General features: G+C 75.5%; 17 protein-coding genes. 7 read left to right on the top strand and 10 right to left on the bottom strand.

Translation table 11 applies throughout. The annotated features are described in order from the left end of the window. The first annotated feature begins 116 nt into the window (after positions 1–116). Positions 117–3326, top strand: a complete 3210-nt coding sequence (locus tag ACRB68_RS35765) for a HEAT repeat domain-containing protein (RefSeq protein ID WP_153540442.1) — start codon at positions 117–119, stop codon at positions 3324–3326. Positions 3327–3330: 4 nt separating this feature from the next. Here the strand turns inward: ACRB68_RS35765 and ACRB68_RS35760 are convergent, their stop codons facing one another. Next, positions 3331–3756 carry a hypothetical protein gene (locus ACRB68_RS35760; protein WP_328595201.1) on the bottom strand — a complete coding sequence of 142 codons (426 nt, stop codon included), beginning with the start codon at positions 3754–3756 and terminating at the stop codon, positions 3331–3333. Positions 3757–3900: 144 nt separating this feature from the next. Between ACRB68_RS35760 and ACRB68_RS35755 the strand changes: the two genes are divergently transcribed. Next, on the top strand, positions 3901–4395 hold the full coding sequence (locus tag ACRB68_RS35755; RefSeq protein WP_153540440.1) for a hypothetical protein: 495 nt from the start codon (positions 3901–3903) through the stop codon (positions 4393–4395). A gap of 15 nt (positions 4396–4410) precedes the next feature. Here ACRB68_RS35755 and ACRB68_RS35750 read toward each other — a convergent pair whose 3' ends face one another. After that, positions 4411–5925 (bottom strand): N,N-dimethylformamidase beta subunit family domain-containing protein, encoded by a 1515-nt coding sequence (locus ACRB68_RS35750; RefSeq protein WP_194293571.1) that lies wholly within the window; start codon positions 5923–5925, stop codon positions 4411–4413. Between the two features lie 171 nt (positions 5926–6096). Between ACRB68_RS35750 and ACRB68_RS35745 the strand changes: the two genes are divergently transcribed. Together ACRB68_RS35745 and ACRB68_RS35740 are read left to right on the top strand one after the other, a co-directional pair. Then, positions 6097–6294: a hypothetical protein gene (locus tag ACRB68_RS35745; protein ID WP_153540438.1), complete on the top strand. Its 198-nt coding sequence runs from the start codon at positions 6097–6099 to the stop codon at positions 6292–6294. Between the two features lie 121 nt (positions 6295–6415). Then, complete coding sequence (locus ACRB68_RS35740; protein WP_194293570.1) at positions 6416–7921, top strand: serine/threonine-protein kinase; 1506 nt, start codon at positions 6416–6418, stop codon at positions 7919–7921. On the opposite strand, the gene ACRB68_RS35735 is transcribed toward ACRB68_RS35740, so the two are convergent. Further along, a complete protein-coding gene (locus tag ACRB68_RS35735) occupies positions 7918–9294 on the bottom strand; it encodes an NADP-dependent succinic semialdehyde dehydrogenase (protein WP_153540435.1) in 1377 nt (458 codons plus the stop codon). The two genes, ACRB68_RS35740 and ACRB68_RS35735, sit on opposite strands and share 4 nt — an antisense overlap. A 73-nt stretch (positions 9295–9367) precedes the next feature. Continuing rightward, positions 9368–10360 (bottom strand): lactonase family protein, encoded by a 993-nt coding sequence (locus tag ACRB68_RS35730; protein ID WP_153540433.1) that lies wholly within the window; start codon positions 10358–10360, stop codon positions 9368–9370. Between the two features lie 223 nt (positions 10361–10583). Here ACRB68_RS35730 and pgi point away from each other — a divergent pair, with 223 nt between their 5' ends. After that, positions 10584–12227, top strand: coding sequence for a glucose-6-phosphate isomerase (pgi, locus tag ACRB68_RS35725; protein ID WP_153540431.1), 1644 nt, complete (start codon positions 10584–10586; stop codon positions 12225–12227). Between the two features lie 16 nt (positions 12228–12243). Here pgi and ACRB68_RS35720 read toward each other — a convergent pair whose 3' ends face one another. From ACRB68_RS35720 to ACRB68_RS35700, 5 genes are all read right to left on the bottom strand, one after another. After that, complete coding sequence (locus ACRB68_RS35720) at positions 12244–13233, bottom strand: YihY/virulence factor BrkB family protein (RefSeq protein ID WP_153540429.1); 990 nt, start codon at positions 13231–13233, stop codon at positions 12244–12246. An 11-nt stretch (positions 13234–13244) separates the two neighbouring features. Then, a complete protein-coding gene (locus tag ACRB68_RS35715) occupies positions 13245–13508 on the bottom strand; it encodes a DUF4235 domain-containing protein (RefSeq protein WP_153540427.1) in 264 nt (87 codons plus the stop codon). An 89-nt stretch (positions 13509–13597) separates the two neighbouring features. Then, on the bottom strand, positions 13598–13948 hold the full coding sequence (locus ACRB68_RS35710) for a hypothetical protein (protein WP_153540425.1): 351 nt from the start codon (positions 13946–13948) through the stop codon (positions 13598–13600). A 13-nt stretch (positions 13949–13961) separates the two neighbouring features. Beyond that, the gene (locus tag ACRB68_RS35705; RefSeq protein WP_153540423.1) at positions 13962–14192 is read right to left on the bottom strand and encodes an EF-hand domain-containing protein; all 231 of its coding nucleotides are present in this window, start codon (positions 14190–14192) and stop codon (positions 13962–13964) included. Between the two features lie 94 nt (positions 14193–14286). After that, positions 14287–15216 carry an AraC family transcriptional regulator gene (locus tag ACRB68_RS35700; protein ID WP_153540421.1) on the bottom strand — a complete coding sequence of 310 codons (930 nt, stop codon included), beginning with the start codon at positions 15214–15216 and terminating at the stop codon, positions 14287–14289. Between the two features lie 82 nt (positions 15217–15298). Here ACRB68_RS35700 and ACRB68_RS35695 point away from each other — a divergent pair, with 82 nt between their 5' ends. After that, complete coding sequence (locus ACRB68_RS35695) at positions 15299–16168, top strand: NAD(P)H-binding protein (RefSeq protein ID WP_153540419.1); 870 nt, start codon at positions 15299–15301, stop codon at positions 16166–16168. 10 nt (positions 16169–16178) lie between these two features. On the opposite strand, the gene ACRB68_RS35690 is transcribed toward ACRB68_RS35695, so the two are convergent. Continuing rightward, positions 16179–17408, bottom strand: a complete 1230-nt coding sequence (locus ACRB68_RS35690) for an MFS transporter (RefSeq protein ID WP_153540417.1) — start codon at positions 17406–17408, stop codon at positions 16179–16181. Between the two features lie 36 nt (positions 17409–17444). Between ACRB68_RS35690 and ACRB68_RS35685 the strand changes: the two genes are divergently transcribed. Continuing rightward, entirely contained in the window at positions 17445–18110 is a 666-nt protein-coding gene (locus tag ACRB68_RS35685; protein WP_194293569.1) for an ArsR/SmtB family transcription factor, read from the top strand. Positions 18111–18138 lie beyond the last annotated feature (28 nt).

Raw genomic sequence — 18138 nt, 5'->3', positions numbered from 1 at the left:
GAGGGGAGCCGATCGTACCGCTAGGCGATCATGAGGGACCGGGCTTGCCGGGAGGGCGGCCGGTGCGCCATCATCGGCGGCATGATCTTCAGGAAGGGCGGTCTCCGCCCGGGCCGTTGAGCCCCATCGAGCCGGTCACGTCACCGGCCGACACCCTGCTCGCGCACGTCGAACCCCTGCCGTACCCGCAGCGCATGCGGGAGCTGGCCCTGCACGCCCGGCGCCTCGCCGGGAGCCCCGGACTCCCCGGGCTGCTCGCGGAACTGTCCGCACGCGGCCGGTACGAACGCCGCACCGCCCTGCACATGGCCATGGCGGCCCGTGATCTCGGCTTCGTCGCCGCCGTCCTCGCCGGTCCCGACATGGGGCTGCGCCGCGCCGCGCTGCGCGCCGTCCGCACCCTGCCGGTACCCGACGCGGACGCCGCCCGCGTCCTGGACGACGCCCCGCTGGAACTGCGGCGCGCCTTCTACCGGACGCTCCGGCACTCCCGCCGTACCGAACTGGCCGAACGGCTCCTGCCGCGGCTCCGCGCCGCCTACGGCGACCGGGACGCCGCCGCGCTGCTGCCCGCGTGCGGTGAGCGGACCGTCGCGGAGCTGCTGCCGGACCTCGCCCACGCCGTCACCGCCTGGCGCGCGCTGGGCTCCCGGCACCCCCGCGCGGTCCTGGACCAGGCGGCCCAGGAGGCGGACGGGCACGGCATGAAGCTCGCCGTGTGGCGCCGCCGCCTGCACGGCCTGACGGCCGCCGCGCTCGCCGATCCGGCCGCCGCGCTGAACTGGTGGGAGCGGTACGCCCCGAATGTGCCGCGGCGGTCGGATGCGGCCATCACGGCGTTCTTCCGCGTCGACCCGGTGCGGGCGGCCGCGCTGGCCGCGCGCGAACGCCAGCACCGGCGGGGCCCGGTCGGCGTCCGCCTGCGGCTCTGGCCCGACGAGGTGGTGATCGACAAGGCGGTCAGGGCGCCGGCCCACCTGAAGGCACTGCTGCGGCGGTTGCCTCCCGGTCGCCGCCTCCCGGTGTTCGACGCGGTCGTGGCGCGCCGGCCGGGCGCGTTCGCCGGGATCGGCGCGCTGCCCGTGCTCGGCCTGCTGCCCGCCGACCGGGCGGCGGCCGAGGCGCGGCGGATGCTGGACTGGCACGCCTCGGTCTGGCACTCCGCGCGCGGCCGGCTGGACGACCCCGACCTGCCGCTGCGGATCACCGCCCACCTCCCGTACGCCGAGGCGGCCGGCCCGCTCACCGAGGCCGCCCTCGGCGGCGACCCGGACCGCCGCGGCCTCGCCCGGACCCTGCTGGTCGAGGCCGCCGCCCGCACCCGCGACCCCGGCCTGCTGCGGGACGTGGCGGCGGACCTGCTCGGGCGCGTCCGCAACGAGCCCGATCCGCTGCGGAACCGGTTCGCCGCCGCCCTGGCGGCGGTGCCGCCCGGCCTGCTGGACGACGCGTCCGCCCCGCTCCTGGACGAGCTGGCCGACATGCTCGTGCAGGCCCGCGACACCTCGCCGGCGGGCCGCGACGCGCTGCGTGCCTTGGCCGACCGGCTGCTGCACCACCACGACTCGGCCACCGGGATCGGCATCTACGCCAGGCTGGTGGCCAGGTGGGGCGCCGCCGCGCTGGTCGGCCACCGGCTGGACCTGGTGCTGCGGCGCGGCCGGGAACGCGATCTGCTCGACGCGCTGCGCCCGCATCTGCGGGGCGGTCACGAGCTCGCCGTGGCGCTGGCGGCGTCGCTCGGCCGCCGTGCGCACGGGCTCGGCGAGCTGCAGGACGCGCTGCGCGCGGCGGTCACCGAGCTCCCCGAGGCCGCCGTCCTCTGGCTGGCCGCCGATCCCGGCCGGGTGGCGGAGCTGCTCACCGCCGACCCGGCCCTCATCGAGGTGCCGGAGGTGTGGCGGATCGTCGCGGGACGGCGCACCGACCTGCTGCCCGGGAGCCCGCCGCTCACCGGCATGATGCCCGGCCGCTGGACGCCCGCCCAGGTGGACCGGGTGCGCCGGACGCTGACCGTGATCGCCGGGGACGGGGACCGCCCGGTCCCCGATCGGCTGAACGCGCTGCGCTCCCTCGGGAGCCTGCCCGGGACCTTGCCGGCCCTGAAGACCTGGGCGGACGGCCCGGACGTCCTGCATGCCGAGACGGCGCTGGAGGCGATGGCGGCGGGCGACGACCCCGCCGCAGCGCTGCCGGTCCTGCTCGCCCACGCGTCCGGCCCGGCGTCCCGGGTCGCGGTGGCGGCGCTGGCCCGCTGCTGCGACGCCGTCCCGCCATCACGGCTCGGGCCCGTCCTCAAGGCCGCCCTGGCGGAGGGCAAGGTGACCGCGCGCAAGCAGGCCGCCCGTCTCCTGGAGCGCCACCGTCCCCCGGGCGCCGCCGACACCCTGCTGCGCGCCTGGACCGATCCCGGCCTGCACCGGGACGTGCGGGTCGCGGTGGCGATCGCGCTCCGCCGGATGCCCGGCGACCCCCGCGCCCTGGACGCCCTGGAGACCGCCACCGGCGAGCTCATGCTGCGCAGCCTCTTCCAGGCCCGGCCGGACGAGTACGAGCCCCGCCACCGCCCCCGCTACGCCGCGCTCGTCCGGCGGCTGGAACAGGCGGCGGACGGGCCGGGCGTCCGGTTCCGCGCCGAACGCGCCTTCGCGACCTGGGCACCCTGGTACGAGGGCGACACCGCCGGGATCGTCGCGGCGGTCGCGGACGCGGCCGATCCGGCGGGGGAGCGGGAGCTGCCGGCGCTGCTCGCCCTGCTGCGGACGGGCCGGATCGGCGACGAGGTCCCCGGCGTGCTGGAAAGCCTGCTCGCGGCAGGGCCCGGCGAGGCCGCCCGCAAACGCGTCACCGCGATCGTGAACCGGCTGGACGGGCCGTCGCCGCTCGTCCACCGGGCCACGGAGGTGCTGGCAGCCGACCCGCTGTACCGCCGTATGGCGGCCCAGCTGCTGCTCACCGTGTCGCGCGTCCGGCGGGAGGAGCATCGCGCGGCGGACGAGGGCGAGGTGCTCGCCGAACTGGAACGTTTCGCGGACCTGCTGCGCGACCGGCCTCTGACGGCCGCCCGGCTGGCGGAGCAGGGGCTGCTCGACGCGTACGGCTTCCGCCGCTGGGGCCGCGGCCCCCAGGCGGCCGTCCCGCTGCCCGCCGTGCGCCTGCTGCTGGACCTCGGGCACCTCACCGCGCACCTGCTGGCGCTCGCGCTGCTGAAGGAGGGCGGCCCGGAGGCGGGCTGGCCGGAGCCGTGGCGCGCCGCCCTGGACGGGCTGCGCGCCTCCCCGCACGACGAGGTCCGGGCCGAGGCCTGGGACGTCGTGCCGTCCTGACCCCTCAGGCCGCCGTGGCCTTGCGGAGCGCGACGTACTGCAGCGCGCCGAACCCCGCGACCACGGCGGCCTGCAAGACCGCCCACACGCCGCCGGCCAGGTTCAGCGAGAGCCAGCCGGTGGCGACGGCGGCGACGCTCAGCACCGCCCACAGCGCGTTCGCCTCCACGATCGCCGACACCGCGACCCGGCGGACCCGGCCGGGCAGCGAGACCGCCCACACCGCCGCCGCGTAGACCAGCAGGAACGCGCCGATGCCGCGGCCGGTGGCGGCGCCGAGGCCGAGCAGGTCGTGCAGGGGCCCGGCCAGCGCCAGGTAGGCCAGGCCGTTGACGCCGGTCACCACCGCGTCCAGCCGGAGCGCGGTGGTCAGCAGGCGGCGGCCGTCGGAGAGCAGACCGGTGGTGTTCATGGAACGGATCGCGCTCACTGTGTTTTCCTTTCCGAGTCCCTTTGACACCCCTGACGCTAGAGACATGCCGCCGCAGAAACGATTACCTGCCAGGTAGCCGGGGAGAACGCCCGCGGCATCCCGGTGACGATCACATGGGGCGGGCCGGACGAAGGAGTGGGCATGGCTGTGATCTTCGAGTACTTCCGCGCGCCCGACCGCGGCGCGGCGCTCCGGCTGCTGAAGTCCCCCGAGGGGGTCCCCGAGGCGCCCGGCACCGCCGCCGACTCGGTCGAGACCAAGAGGATCGACCCCACCGTCGTGCTGGGGCAGCTCCTCGCCCAGGTCCTCGGCGTGCCGTGGGACGCCGGGCTCGTGCCGAGCTCCCTGGTGTGGCCGCAGGGCGAACCCGAGCCGGACGAGGACGGCGGGTTCGCCGAGGACGACCCGTGGAGCAGCGGCGTCACCGTCGAGGAGCTCGGCGACGTCCTGCGCGACGGCCTCGCCGGGATCGCCGACGCCGACCTGCCCGTCGTCGCCGGGCGCTGGGCGGGCATCGGGGAACTGGGCGACGACCCCGACCCCGAGGAGCTGACGGGCCTGCTCGGCGAGCTGGTCGCGCTGGCCCGCCGCGCGCAGGGCGCGGGCGAGCACCTGTACTCCTGGTGCTGCGTCTGACCCCGGCCGCCGGGCTCACAGCCCGACGGCGAACTCCCCGAGGTTGTCGCGGGCCGGGTGGGACCGGCCGAGCGGCCCGGCGGCCAGTTCCCGGAGCAGGTTCTCGGTCGCCCTGGTCACGAACCGGCGGCTCGCCTCGGTGACGCCGTGGCCGCACTCGGGGCCGCGCATCGAGCACACCCACCGCATGGTGCCCGCCGCGAAGACCCCGGCGCCGCTCTTGACGGTGTAGTAGGAGGAGTCGGCGAGCATGGTGGTGTTTCCGCAGCTGATGGGGGAGTGCGCGACGATCTCGATGGGCCGCGGCGTCGGACCGGCGAAGTTGATCCCGTCCGACTCCGGGCCGATCACCCCGGGGTACCGCGAGCCCTTGCGGGCGCCGGTGCCCTGGAACATCCAGAAGTCGGGGCGCCGGACGGTGTAGGCGCCCTCGGCCGGGAAGCAGTTGTACTGGATGCCGATCAGCTCGCTCTCGGGCCGCGGCTTCGGCGGCAGCCGCCAGTCCTGCGTGGTCTCCGCGGGGTCCTGGCCGGCCAGGGGGTCCGAGCCGGCGTCCTTGTAGCAGACGACCAGGCGGCCCTTGCCGAGGGCGGTGTCGCCGAACCGGATGTGCCGGTTGACGGCGTTGGCGCCGAGGAAGGCGATGTTGACGCCCCGGTCGCGGGCCTGCGTGGTGTGCCGCCGCATCGCGGTGGACCAGTACTCGTCGTGCCCGAGGGTGAGCAGGGCGCGGGCGCCCGCCAGCAGGCCGGGCGTGTAGTGCAGGTCGTTGTCGGTGGTGTAGGCGAGCGCGATGCCCTGCTTCTCGGCGAGCGCGATCGCGGGCTGCTCGTAGGTCATGAACTTCACCGCGCCGGTGCCGTCGTAGGGCCGGTCGAAGCTCACCACCGAGGCGCGGTCGCCGTCCCCGCCGGACGGCCCCTTGTACAGGTCGTAGCCGCCCCACATGTTGTACGCCTGCCAGGTCGTCGTCGCGTTCATCACCACGACGCGGCCGGCGGTCGTCGCGGACCGGACGGTGAGGGGCACGTACCGCTGCGCCCCCGACGAGGCGGTCAGCCGGATCAGGTAGCTGCCCTCGGGCCAGTTCGCGGTGGCGACGGTCAGCGTCGGCCGCCAGGGCGCGGACGCGGTACGGGTCCTGGCGTCCACCTTCGCGGGCGCCTGCCGGACGCCGGGCGTCGAGGGCGACCCCCACACCTTGCGGGCCTGTTTCCCGCCGTACCAGCCCATCCGGAACGCCTCGGCGGTGAAGGCGCCCTTGGTGGTGGACACGAACAGCCGGAACGACTCGCCGGGCAGCACGCTCACACGGTCGGCGTAGCCCTCGATCTCGTGCTCGGCGCCCTTGCGCGCGATCCGCCAGTCCGCCGTGCCGGGCCTGGCGTTCTCGGCCCGCTCCTCCGCCGCCGCCCTGGTCGGGACGGGCGGCCTCGGCTCCCGCTTGCCGGCGGCGGACGGGGAGCATCCCGTCACGGTGGAGAGCGCCAGCAGGAAGGCGAGGGGCCCCCGCCCCCGAAGTGTCCGCATGAACATGCATTCTCACGTATATGGGGCCCGGGGCGATCACCCGGCCCCGGCCCGGATTCCGGCGTGTCCGGGTTGCGGTGTTTTTTCGGACCTGTACCGGGGATGAGCTGGCCACTGATCGCGGGCGGGCCCGCCCCGAGGGCCCGCCGGGAGAGAAACGAAGGTCCAGGCATGCGCATCGGGTCGCTCGTACTTCTGCTGTGGCTGGTCATCGGTGCCATCGCGGCGGGCCAGCGCCACTACTACACCCGGCCGGTCACCGACTGCAGCCGCACCGGAACGATCCTCGTCACGATCGTGGCCGGCCCCCTCAACTACGTCGGTCTCAACCCCAAGATCTCCTGCAAGACGCCCGAGCCCAGCAAGTGACGCGCGCGGCGGGCCCTCCGCAAGGCCCGCCCGTGGCCGCTGCCGGACGTTTCCGCCCGTAGACGGCGCTTTGCGCCCCCGCCCGCCCGGAATGTGGAGGATAGTTCCCCCGGGAGGCGATATGCGGCGACGTGAGAGCCTGATGGGAGCCCTGGTCCCGGGCGATCCGGGGGTGCTCGGCCCGTTCGTGCTGCTCGGCCGGCTCGGCGCGGGCTCCATGGGGCGGGTCTACCTCGGCCGGTCCGCCGCCGGCCGGCTCGTCGCGGTCAAGACCATCCACGCCGAGCTGGCGCGCGACGCCGGCTTCCGGGTCCGGTTCGGGCACGAGGCGGCCGCGGCGCGCCGGGTGAGCGGCGCCTACACCGCCCCGGTGGTGGCCGCCGCGCCGGACGCCGACCCGCCGTGGCTCGCCACCGCCTACGTGCCCGCGCCGTCGCTGGAGCGGCTGGTCGAGGTGGCCGGGCCGCTGCCGGTCGCGGCGGTGCGCTGGCTCGCGGCCGGCTGCGCCGAGGCGCTGGAGTCGGTGCACGCCGCCGGGCTGGTGCACCGCGATCTGAAGCCCTCCAACGTGCTGGTCGCGCTGGACGGGCCGCGCGTGATCGACTTCGGCCTGGCGCACGCCTGCGAGCGCGCCCGCGTCACCGTCAGCCGCGTCGCGGTCGGCACCCCCGCCTACATGGCGCCCGAGCAGGCCGCGGGCGCCCGCGAGGTCACCCCCGCCAGCGACGTCTACGCGCTCGGCTCGGCGCTGCTGTACGCCGCCACCGGCCACGGTCCCTACGCGGGCGAGGGCGTGCTGGAGCTGATGGCCCAGCTCGCCACCCGGCCGCCCGACCTGGCCGGCCTGCCGCCGGCGCTGGACGCCCTGGTCCGCGCCTGCCTGGAGCGCGACCCGCGGGACCGGCCCCGGCCGGCCGAGCTGGTGGCCGCCGTCTCCCCGGCGCTGGACCGGGGCGCGGGCGGCGACCCGGGCCGCGCCTACCTGCCGGCGGTCGCGCTCGAGCTGGTCCAGGAGTACCGGGACGGCCCCCGGCTGGAGCTCGGCGCCGAACCGGTGGCGGCCGAACCGATGGGGGAGGAGGAGCCGCCGCCCCCGCAGGCCCCGCCCGTACCCGCGCCCGCGTCCACCGCGCCCAGGACCGCGTCCTCCTCGGTCGGCGTCTTCCTGCGCGAGCCCCGCAACCGGCTCGCCTCGGTCCTGGCGGTCGCCCTCGTCGGCATCGGCGTGCTGATCGGCCGCGCCTTCTGGCCCGGCGGCGGGACCGAGCCGCAGGCGCGGCCCGCCCGCCAGGGCCCGCCCGCGCCGCCGGGCCCGGTGTCGGGCGCGCACGACCGGCCCGGCGGCCCGCCGGAGATCACGGTCAACCAGCCCTACGGCGATGCCCGGACGGTCTTCGTGGTGCACGGCACCGGCTGGCCGCCCGGCGAGCGCGTCGCGCTCCGCCTCGACGCGTCCCGGGCGCGGCCCGGCCCGTGGGCCGACCGGGCGGGCACCTTCAACTACGGCGTCAACCAGGGCGGCGAGTTCCATCCGGGCGGCCTGCCGCCCGGCAGGCACCGGATCAGCGCCCTCGTGCCGGGCGGCGGCAGGCCGCCGGTGACGGCGTCTTTCCGCGTCGACCCTTAGCCGGAGATCCAGATGGTCTTGGCGTTGCAGAACGCGTGGATGCCCAGATCCGACAGCTCCCGCCCGTACCCGGACCGCTTGACGCCGCCGAACGGCAGCTCGGGGAAGGAGGTGACCATGCCGTTGACGAACACCTGGCCGGCGTCCAGCTCGTTGGCGAACCGCTCCTGCTCGCCCTCGTCGGTGGTCCAGGCGTTGGCGCCGAGCCCGAAGTCGGTGGCGTTGGCCAGCGCGATCGCCTCGTCGATGCCGTCGACCCGGTACAGCGACGCGACCGGCCCGAAGACCTCCTCGCGGAACATCCGCATCTCGGGGGTGATCCCGGTGATCACCGTCGGCGGGTAGTACCAGCCGGGGCCGTCCGGCCGCCGCCCGCCGCACAGCACCGTCGCGCCGTGCTCCACCGCGTCCTGGACGAGCTCCTCCACGTCGGCGCGGCCCTGCTCGGTGGCGAGCGGCCCGATGTCGGTGTCGTCGTCGTTCGGGTCGCCGACCTTCTGCGCCCGCATCGCCGCCACGAACAGCTCCTCGAACTCGCCGGCGGCCCGCTCGTCCACGATGAAGCGCTTGGCCGAGATGCAGCTCTGCCCGTGGTTCAGGCACCGCGAGGTCGCGGCGGTCTCGGCGGCGCGGGCGAGGTCGGCCGACGGCATCACCACGAAGGGGTCGCTGCCGCCGAGCTCCAGCACGGTCGGCTTGACCTCGTCGCCGGCGATCGAGGCGACCGAGCGGCCCGCCGGCTCGCTGCCGGTGAGCGTCGCCGCCCGCACCCGCGGGTCGCGCAGCACCGCCTCCACCTGCCCGGAACCGATCAGCAGCGTCTGGAAGGCGCCCTCGGGGAACCCGGCGCGGGCGAACAACTCCTCCAGGAACAGCGCGGTGCGCGGGACGTTGGAGGCGTGCTTGAGCAGCCCGACGTTGCCCGCCATCAGCGCGGGCGCGGCGAACCGGATCACCTGCCAGAGCGGGAAGTTCCACGGCATCACCGCGAGCACCGGCCCGAGCGGCCGGTAGCGGGTGAACGCCCGGCCGGCCTTGACGGCCGCGGCGTCGGCGGGCCGGTCGGCCAGGAAGCCCGCGGCGTGCTCGGCGTAGTAGCGGCAGGCGTGCGCGCACTTCAGCACCTCGGCGCGGGCGGCCTTCACCGTCTTGCCCATCTCGGTGGTCATCATGACCGCGATCTCGTCCGCCTCGTCCTCCAGGACGCCGGCGGCCGCGTTCATCCACCGCGCGCGCTCGGCCATGCCGGTACGGCGGTAGCCGGCGAAGGCGGCCGCCGCCCGCTCGATGCGCCGGTCCACCTCGGCGTCGGTCAGGGCGTCGAAGGTCTGCTCGGTCTTCCCGGTCGCGGGATTGATCGTGGCGATCGCCATGCCGGGTCCCCCTCTGCTCGCTCCGGCGCTCTTCTCCGGTCGTCCCCGGTGCGGCGTGCCGGAAACCCCCAGGTCACCCGGCGATGAGGCAGACCGGGGTGGGGGCCGGGAGGGGCTCGCCGAGCGGCACCGGCCGCGGGTCCAGGCGGAACGCGGTGACGGTCCCCGAGCGCTCGTTGGCGACGTACAGCCGGTCCCCGGCCACGTGCAGGTCGCGCGGCCAGTGCCCGCCGCAGGGGACCTCGCCGAGCGGCTCCAGCGCGGCGCCGCCCTCCACCACCCGGTAGGTGCTGATCGTGTCGGCGCCGCGGGTGGAGACGTACAGGTGGGCGGCATCGGCGCCCAGCTTGATCGCCGCGCCGAGTCCCTCGGGCCGGGACCACTCGCCGAGCGGCTTCAGCTCGGCGTACGAGGCGCCCGGCGCGAACGCCAGCACGCGCGGCGCCAGTTCGGCCACCAGGTACAGGTGGCCGCTCGGGTGCAGCGCCATGTGCCGCGGCCCGTACCCGGCGGGCAGGCGGGTCTCGCCGGCGGGGCGGAGTCCGCCGTCCTCGGCCCGGAAGGCGCGGATCAGGTCGGCGCCGAGGTCGGTGCTGAGCACCGTGCCGTCCGGTGCCCACAGCACGTGGTGCGCGTGCGGGCCCTCCTGCCGGTCGGTGACCGGGCCGCTGCCGCTCCCGGCGAAGATCGCCGGGTCGCCGTCGAACGCGCCCGCGGCGTCCAGCCGCTGCAGGGCGACGGTGCCCGCGGTGTAGGACGCGACGAGCAGCCGTCGCCCGTCCGGGCTGACGGCGAGATGGCAGGGGTCGGCCGGCACCGGGCGCGAGCCGAGGAGCCGCATCCCGTCCGTGACGGAGAACGCCATGATCAGCCCGTCGGTGAGCTCCCCGACGGCGTACAGCACGTCCCCGCGCGGGTGCAGCGCGAGATAGGACGGATCCGGCGCCTCGACCGCGAGCTCGGGCGCCTCGGGCGTGCCGTCGTCGCGCAGCCGTATCCGGTACACACCCCGTCCGGTGCCCTGCTCCCCGGTGTAGTCGCCCAGCCACAGCATGCGCTCGCTCATGCCTCCGACCCTACGCTCCTCAAGATCGTCACAGGGGGCGGGGCCGCGCGTTCCCGGCCGGAAATATCGGGTAAAGCCCCCACTTGGCGCGGGAAGCCGGGACGGCCCGCGCGGGTTGGCGACCATGGGACGGTTCGCCAACTTATGATCACGACCGGGGCGGGGAATTCTTCCGGGGGCGCCGAAGGCGCTCGCCTGGCATGGCGAGGAGAAGAAGAGGACGATGACTGATATCACCGAGACGTCGGCATGGGCCGCGCTGGCCGAGCACCAGGCGGAACTGGCGGGCCGGCACCTGCGCGAGCTGTTCGCCGACGACCCCGGGCGCGCCGAGCGGATGACGGTCACCGCGGGGGACCTTTACCTGGACTACTCCAAGCACCGCGTCACCGCCGAGACGGTCCGGCTGCTCACCGCGCTCGCCGACGCCGCCGGGCTGCGCGGGCGCATCGACGCCATGTTCGGCGGCGAGCACATCAACGTCAGCGAGGACCGCGCCGTCCTGCACACCGCGCTGCGCGCCGCGCCCGGCGAGCGGCTCGTCGTGGACGGCCAGGACGTCACCGCCGACGTGCACGCCGTGCTGGACGAGATGTCGGCCTTCAGCGACCGGGTCCGCTCGGGGGAGTGGACCGGGTTCACCGGCAAGCGGATCCGCACCGTGGTCAACATCGGCATCGGCGGCTCCGACCTCGGGCCCGCCATGGCCTACGAGGCGCTGGCGGACTACGCCGACGCCGGCATCGGCGCCCGCTTCGTCTCCAACATCGACCCCGCCGACATCCTCGGCGTGCTGGCCGGCCTGGACCCCGAGGAGACCCTGTTCGTCGTCAGCTCCAAGACCTTCAGCACGCAGGAGACCCTCACCAACGCCAAGGTCGCCCGCCAGTGGCTGGTGGAGCGGCTCGGCGACGACAAGGCCGTGTCGCGGCACTTCGTCGCGGTGTCCACCAACGCCGAGCGGGTCGCGGACTTCGGCATCGACACCGACAACATGTTCGGCTTCTGGGACTGGGTCGGCGGCCGCTACTCCTTCGACGGCGCCATCGGCCTGTCCCTGATGATCGTGATCGGGCCGGCCGGGTTCCGCGAGATGCTGGCGGGCTTCCACGCCGTCGACGAGCACCTGCGCACCGCGCCGTTCGAGGCCAACATGCCGGTCCTCATGGGCCTGCTCGGCATCTGGTACACCGACTTCTTCGGCGCGCAGACCCACGCCGTGCTGCCCTACAGCCAGCGCCTCGCCCGCTTCCCGGCCTATCTGCAGCAGCTCACCATGGAGTCCAACGGCAAGTCGGTGCGCGCCGACGGCGCCCCCGTCGTCGTGCAGACCGGCGAGATCTACTGGGGCGAGCCCGGCACCAACGGCCAGCACGCCTTCTACCAGCTGCTGCACCAGGGCACCCGGCTCGTCCCGGCCGACTTCATCGGCTTCGCCGAGCCGTTCGCCGACGCCTCGGCGGACGGCCCCGGCATGCAGGACCTGCTGAACGCCAACCTGTTCGCGCAGTCCTCCGCGCTGGCGTTCGGCAAGTCCGCCGAGGAGATCGCCGCCGAGGGCACGCCCGCCGCGCTGGTGCCGCACAAGGTGATGCCGGGCAACCGGCCCTCCAGCACCATCCTGGCGCCGAAGCTGACCCCCTCGGTGCTCGGCCAGCTCGTCGCCCTCTACGAGCACATCGTGTTCGTCCAGGGCACGATCTGGGGCATCGACTCCTTCGACCAGTGGGGCGTGGAGCTCGGCAAGGTGATGGCCAAGGACCTGGTGCCCGCCCTCACCGGCGCCGAGCCGGCGGCGGAGGCCCCCGACCCCTCCACCGCCGCGCTCGTGCGCCGCTACCGCGAGCTGCGCGGCCGCCGCGCCTGACGTCCGGTGCCGCGCCTCACCCGGGGTCCTCGTCGTCGAAGCCCCGGGTGTCGCGCGGCTCCACGTAGGGCTCCTGCTTCTCGGGCAGCCCGCCCGCGATGGCGCGCCCCCGCTCCAGCTCGGCGTTCAGCTCGGCGCCGAGCAGGATCGCCAGGTTGCTGATCCACAGCCACACCAGGAAGACGATCACCCCGGCGAGGCTGCCGTAGGTCTTGTTGTAGGACCCGAAGTTGGCGACGTAGAACGCGAACACCGCCGACGCCACCAGCCAGAGGCCGATGGCGAGCAGCCCGCCGGCGGTGACCCAGCGGAACCCGTGCTTGGCGTTCGGCGACGCCCAGTACAGCAGCGCGAACAGGAAGCTCACCACCAGCAGCAGGACGGGCCACTTGGCGATGTCCCAGGCGGTGACCGCCGCCGAACCGAGGCCGAGGATGTCCCCGGCCTTGCGCGCCAGCGGTCCCGAGACCACCACCGCGACCGCCGACACCGACAGCAGCACCAGCGTCAGCAGGGTCACCCCGACCCGCAGCGGCATCGTCTTCCAGATCGGCCGCCCCTCGGGCACGTCGTAGATGGCGTTGGACGCCCGCATGAACGCGCCGACGTACCCCGACGCCGACCAGATCGCGCCCACCAGGCCGATCACCGCGGCGAAGCCCGCGCCGCCGCGGCCGCGCTGCAGCTCGGTCAGCGCGTTGGTCAGGACCTGCTTGGCCGAGCCGGGCGCCAGCTGCCCGACATTGGTGATCAGGTCCTGGGAGACCGACTTTCCGCCGAGCCCGACCAGCGACACCACCACCAGCATCGCCGGGAAGATCGACAGCACGCTGTAGTAGGTGAGCGCGGCGGCCCAGTCGGTCAGGTCGTCCCGTTGGAACTCCTTCAGGGACCGCTTCACCGCGCTCGTCCAGGACGCCGCCGGCAGGTCGGTGGGGCTGTCCACGACGGCGCCCTCGCCCCCGGTCTTCCCGGTCTTCTCGGCGGTCCGTTCCTTGTCGCTCATCGGGCGCCGCCTCAGTCGTCACCGGGCCAGCGCCCGGTGGTCTTGCGGACCCCCTGCGCGCCCGCGCGCTGCACGGCCGCCTTCACCAGGCCGAAGATCGCGCCCTGGACGGCGGCGGCGATCAGCACCTGCTTCCAGGTGTAGTTCTGGTCGTCGGCGTCGGGCGCGTCGTCCTGGCCCGCCGCGCGCTTCCAGATCTGCTTGAAGACCACGCCGGCGGCGAGGCCGCCGAGCACGCTGAACAGCATCGACAGTGGCTTGAACAAGAGTTTCATCGGAGATCACATCCCGAGTCGGCCGGACCGTTGTCCGCCTCCCCTTTCCCGTGGTGAGGAGGGCAAACGGCCCGGCCGGCCGCCGGGTGCTATTCCGGCTCCACCTGGGGGCCTTCCGCCTGCCCCTCCTGACCCGCGGACGGGCGCTGGCGCACGGGCTCGGGGCGGAACTCGTCGGTGAAGTCGCCGTCGTCCGGCCCCTGCCCGGACTCCTGCACGACCTCCTCGGCGGGAGAGCGCCCGGCCTCGGTCTCCGGGCCGCCGGCCGCGCGGGCGGACGGGCCCTCATCGGGCCCGCCGCCGTGCTCGCGGCCGCGGCCGCGGCGGCCGCCGCCGATGTCGTACGCCTCGGACGGCTCCGCCGGCTCCGGGGCCACTGATTCCTCGTTCGGCTTGTTCATGCCGGTGCCGTTCCCGCCCCGCGCGACCTCAAGCGTCACACGGGCACCGGTGTCACGCGCCCTGGGCGTCCATCAGCGCGCGGAACTCGGGGAAGGAGATGAAGCCGTCATGGTTGGTGTCGGCCTTCTCGAACCTGTCCTGGAGCTCGGCCCGCGTCCAGGTCATGCCGAGGCTCTCCATGACGAGCGTGAACTCCATCAGGTCGAGCCGGTCGTCTCCGCCGAGGTCCGCCCGGGAGAACACGGCCGCGAGGTCGCCCTCCTCGGCAGGCTTGGTGGTCATCTCACTCCTCGTGTCGGTCCGATGTGTCCCGCATCATGTCACAGGCAAAGCGGCCGGACAGGCAGGAAACGCCGACGTGACCGGCGCCCGGCGCTCAACCGGCCCGGTACTCCTGCGGGCTGACGCCGTGCGCGCGCTTGAACGCCGTGCTGAGCGCGAACGCGGTCCCGTACCCGACCCGCCGGGCGATCGCCTCCAGCGTGGCGTCGGACTCGCGCAGCAGGTCGGCGGCCTGCGCCAGCCGCAGCCCGGTCAGATAGGCCATCGGCGGCTCGCCGGCCAGCGCGGTGAACCGCCGGCCGAGCGCCGCCCGCGACACCCCGACCTCGGCGGCCAGGCCGGCGACCGTCCACCCGCGGGCGGGGTCGCCGTGCAGCAGCCGCAGCGCCGGGCCGACGACCGGGTCGCCGTGCGCCCGGTACCAGCCGGGCGCCCGCGCCTCGGGCCGGGCGAACCAGGTGCGCAGCACGGCGATGAGCAGCAGGTCCAGCAGCCGGTCCAGCACGACGTCCTGGCCCGGCTCGTCCTTGACGATCTCCTGGCCGAGCAGCGCGACCAGCGGCGACTCCAGCGCGTCGGCCGGCACCACCAGCAGCGGCGGCAGCGCCGCCAGCAGCCGGTGGGTGACCGCGCCGCGCAGCTGGTAGGCGCCGATCAGCATCACCGCGGAGCCGTCCGGGTCGTTGCCCCAGCTGCGCACGCCGAGGTCCATCGCCTCCGACATGCTCGTGCCGTCCGGGGCCGTGCAGCGCTGCCCGGGGTGGATCACGATCTGCGGGGGCGTGGCGGGGTCGTCGGCCACCGTGTACGGCGCGGGCCCGCGGGCGATCGCGACGTCGCCGGGCCGCAGCCGCACCGGGGCGCCGTCCTCGGGCAGGATCCAGGCGTCGTCCCGGACCATCGCGACCAGGCAGAGCGGCGCCTCGTCCCGGACGCGCACCGACCACGGCGGCGACAGCGCCGAGCGGAGCAGGAACGCCCCGCGCGCCCTCGGCCCGTCGAGCAGATCCGCCAGCGCGTCCATGGTGGGCAGCGTAGACGCTCGCGTATGCGGCCGCGCCTCTCGGCGATGTCCTCAACGATCTTGCGCGGCTTGACTCGGGGACATGACGAACAACGAGAACATCACCGCCGCCACCGCCACCGTCGTCGCCACCACGGGCCTCACCCTCGTGCTCGCCGGGACCGGCAAGACCGGCCGCCGCGTCGCCGAGCGGCTGGAGGCGCGCGGCGTCCCGGTGCGGATCGGCTCCCGCTCGGCCGCGACCGGCTTCGACTGGACCGACGAGTCCACCTGGGCGCCGGCCCTGGAGGGCGTCGCGGCCGTCTACCTCGCCTACGTGCCCGACCTCGCGGTGCCCGGCGCGCCCGAGGCCGTCCGCGCCTTCACCGGCGCGGCCGTCGCGGCGGGGGTGCGCCGGATCGTGCTGCTGTCGGGCCGCGGCGAGGAGGAGGCCCGGGCGTCGGAGGACATCGTCCGCGAGGCGGGCCCGGAGTGGACGATCGTGCGGGCCTCCTGGTTCGCGCAGAACTTCACCGAGGACTACCTGCTGGAGCCGGTCCTCGGCGGCGAGGTCGTGCTGCCCGCCGGCGACGTCCCCGAGCCGTTCGTGGACGCCGGGGACATCGCCGACGTCGCGGTCGCCGCGCTCACCGAGGACGGGCACGCCGGCCGGGTCTACGAGCTGACCGGGCCGCGCGCCCTCACCTTCGCCGAGGCCGTCGCCGAGATCGGCCGGGCCGCCGGGCGGGAGATCGCCTACGTGCCGGTCCCGCTGGAGGACTACGCGGCCGTCCTGAAGGAGCACCAGGTGCCGCAGGAGTACGTCGGGTTCCTGACCTACCTGTTCGGCACCGTCCTGGACGGCCGCAACGCCGAGCCGCAGGACGGGGTCCGGCGCGCCCTCGGCCGCGAGGCCACCGACTTCGCCGACTTCGCCGCGGCGGCCGCGGCGACCGGCGTCTGGAACGCCTGACGGGCCCGGCTCACCCGACCGGGGCCGGCGGCGCCCCGGCCGCGGCGGGCCGGGACCGCGCCGCCCGCCGGGCGAGCGGGACGACGGGCGCGCCGCACGCCAGGAAGACCGCGGCCAGCAGCACCCAGCCCACGCCGGCCAGGCCGCCGACCAGGGCCGCGACGAGGGCCGGGGCGAAGGTCTGCACGACGCCGGTGAGCGCGGCGTTCAGCCCCTGGTACTCGCCCCGGCGGTCCTCGCGCATGAGCGCCAGCGACAGCTGCCACTGGCCCGCGACGAACAGCAGCTCGCCGGCCACGTGCGCCAGCACCGCCAGCGCGACGACCACCACGGCGACGGCGGCGGTCGTCCCGGACGCGCCGGTCAGCAGCAGGCAGCCGACCGCCAGCAGCACCCCGGCGAGCGCCGCCGCGCGGGCCGCGCGGGCGGTGTCGCGGACGCGGACGCTGACCGGCGTCTGCAGCGCGGCGATGAGCAGGGAGCTGACCACGACGGCCCCGGCGGCGACGGCGGGCCGCGCGGCGGTGTGCTCCGACACCCACAGCGGGACGCCGGTGGACAGCATCGCCCAGCACAGCGACAGCCCCGCCACCGGGGCCATCACCGCGATGTAGGGCAGGTCGCGGATCGCCGCGCCGCGCAGGCCCGCCCAGCGCGCGGTGCGCCCGGTGGTGGCGGCCTCGGGCACCCCGCGCAGCAGGGCGGCCGCGGCGAGGAAGGTGGCCGCGTTGAAGACGATGGCGGCGACGTAGGCCCAGTGCTCGTCGACCGTGAGCACCAGCGCCCCGCCCGCCGCGCCGAGGGTGTTGCCGCCGTGCACCACCGCCCGGATCCGGGCCAGCACGCCGATGCGCCCGGCGCCCTCGAACAGCCCCGCCACGAGCGCCCCGTTGACGCCGGTGCCGACGACCTGCGCGCCGTTGAACACCGCGGCGACGGCGATGAGCCCGGCCAGGCCGTCCACCAGCAGGTAGGCGAGGGCCGCGGCGGCCCGCACCAGGTGGAGCAGCATCAGCACGCGGCGCGCGCCGTGCCGGTCGGCGAGCGCGCCGGTCGGCAGCGCGAGCACGAGGCCGGCCGTCCCCGCCGCCATCAGCGCGAGGCCCACGCGGCCGGGGGGCATGCCGAGGTCACGGGTGAGGTACAGCGCCCACACCGTGAACCAGACGCCGCCGCCGACCCCGTTGATCCCGCTGCCCAGCAGCAGCCGCCGGACGATCCTGCCGCTGTCACGATTCATGTTAATATGAACTATGAATGTAGGGCGGATTGTCAAGTGAACGGCGCCGGACGGGCCGAGCGGCTGCTCGCCGCCGTCGCCGACCCGCTGCGCTTCGGCGTCCTGCGGCAGCTGGCGCGCGAACGCGAGCTGCCCGCGAGCGCGCTCGCCGAGCGCTTCGCGGTGTCCGCACCGCGCCTCGCCAACCACCTGGCCGTGCTGCGCGACGCGGAGCTGGTCGCCACACGGCGGGTCGGCCGCGCCGCGCTCTACCGGCTGACCGACCCCGAGCGGACCGCCGACCTGATCCGGGCGGTGGAGGCCCTCGCCGGGGACGGCGGGGCCGCCCCGGCGGCGACGACGGGCTTCGCGCGGGCCCGGACCTGCTACGACCATCTCGCCGGCGAGCTCGGCGTCCTGCTGTACCGGCGTCTCGTCGAGGCCGGCGCCCTGGTCCCCGGTCCCGGCCCCGAGTCGCCGCTCGCGCCGGGGCCCGCGCTCGCGGCGGAACTCGGCCGGCTCGGCGTCGCGCCGCCGGACGCCGGGCGGCGGCGCCCGGCCGTCGGCTGCCTGGACTCCACCTCCGGGACACCGCACCTCGGCGGCGCGCTCGGCGCCGAGATCCTGCGGTCCCTGACGGCCCGGGGGCTGCTGCGCCCGGGACCGGCCGACCGGGTCCTGGTCCCGGGCCCCGCCGCCGAGGCGCTGATCGCCGGGTGCTAGCCGCCCCCGGAACGGCGGACGGCCGCCG

This window comes from Actinomadura macrotermitis, assembly GCF_009604375.1.
GTDB lineage: Bacteria > Actinomycetota > Actinomycetes > Streptosporangiales > Streptosporangiaceae > Spirillospora > Spirillospora macrotermitis.
This window is presented reverse-complemented; position numbering and strand designations above follow the sequence as displayed.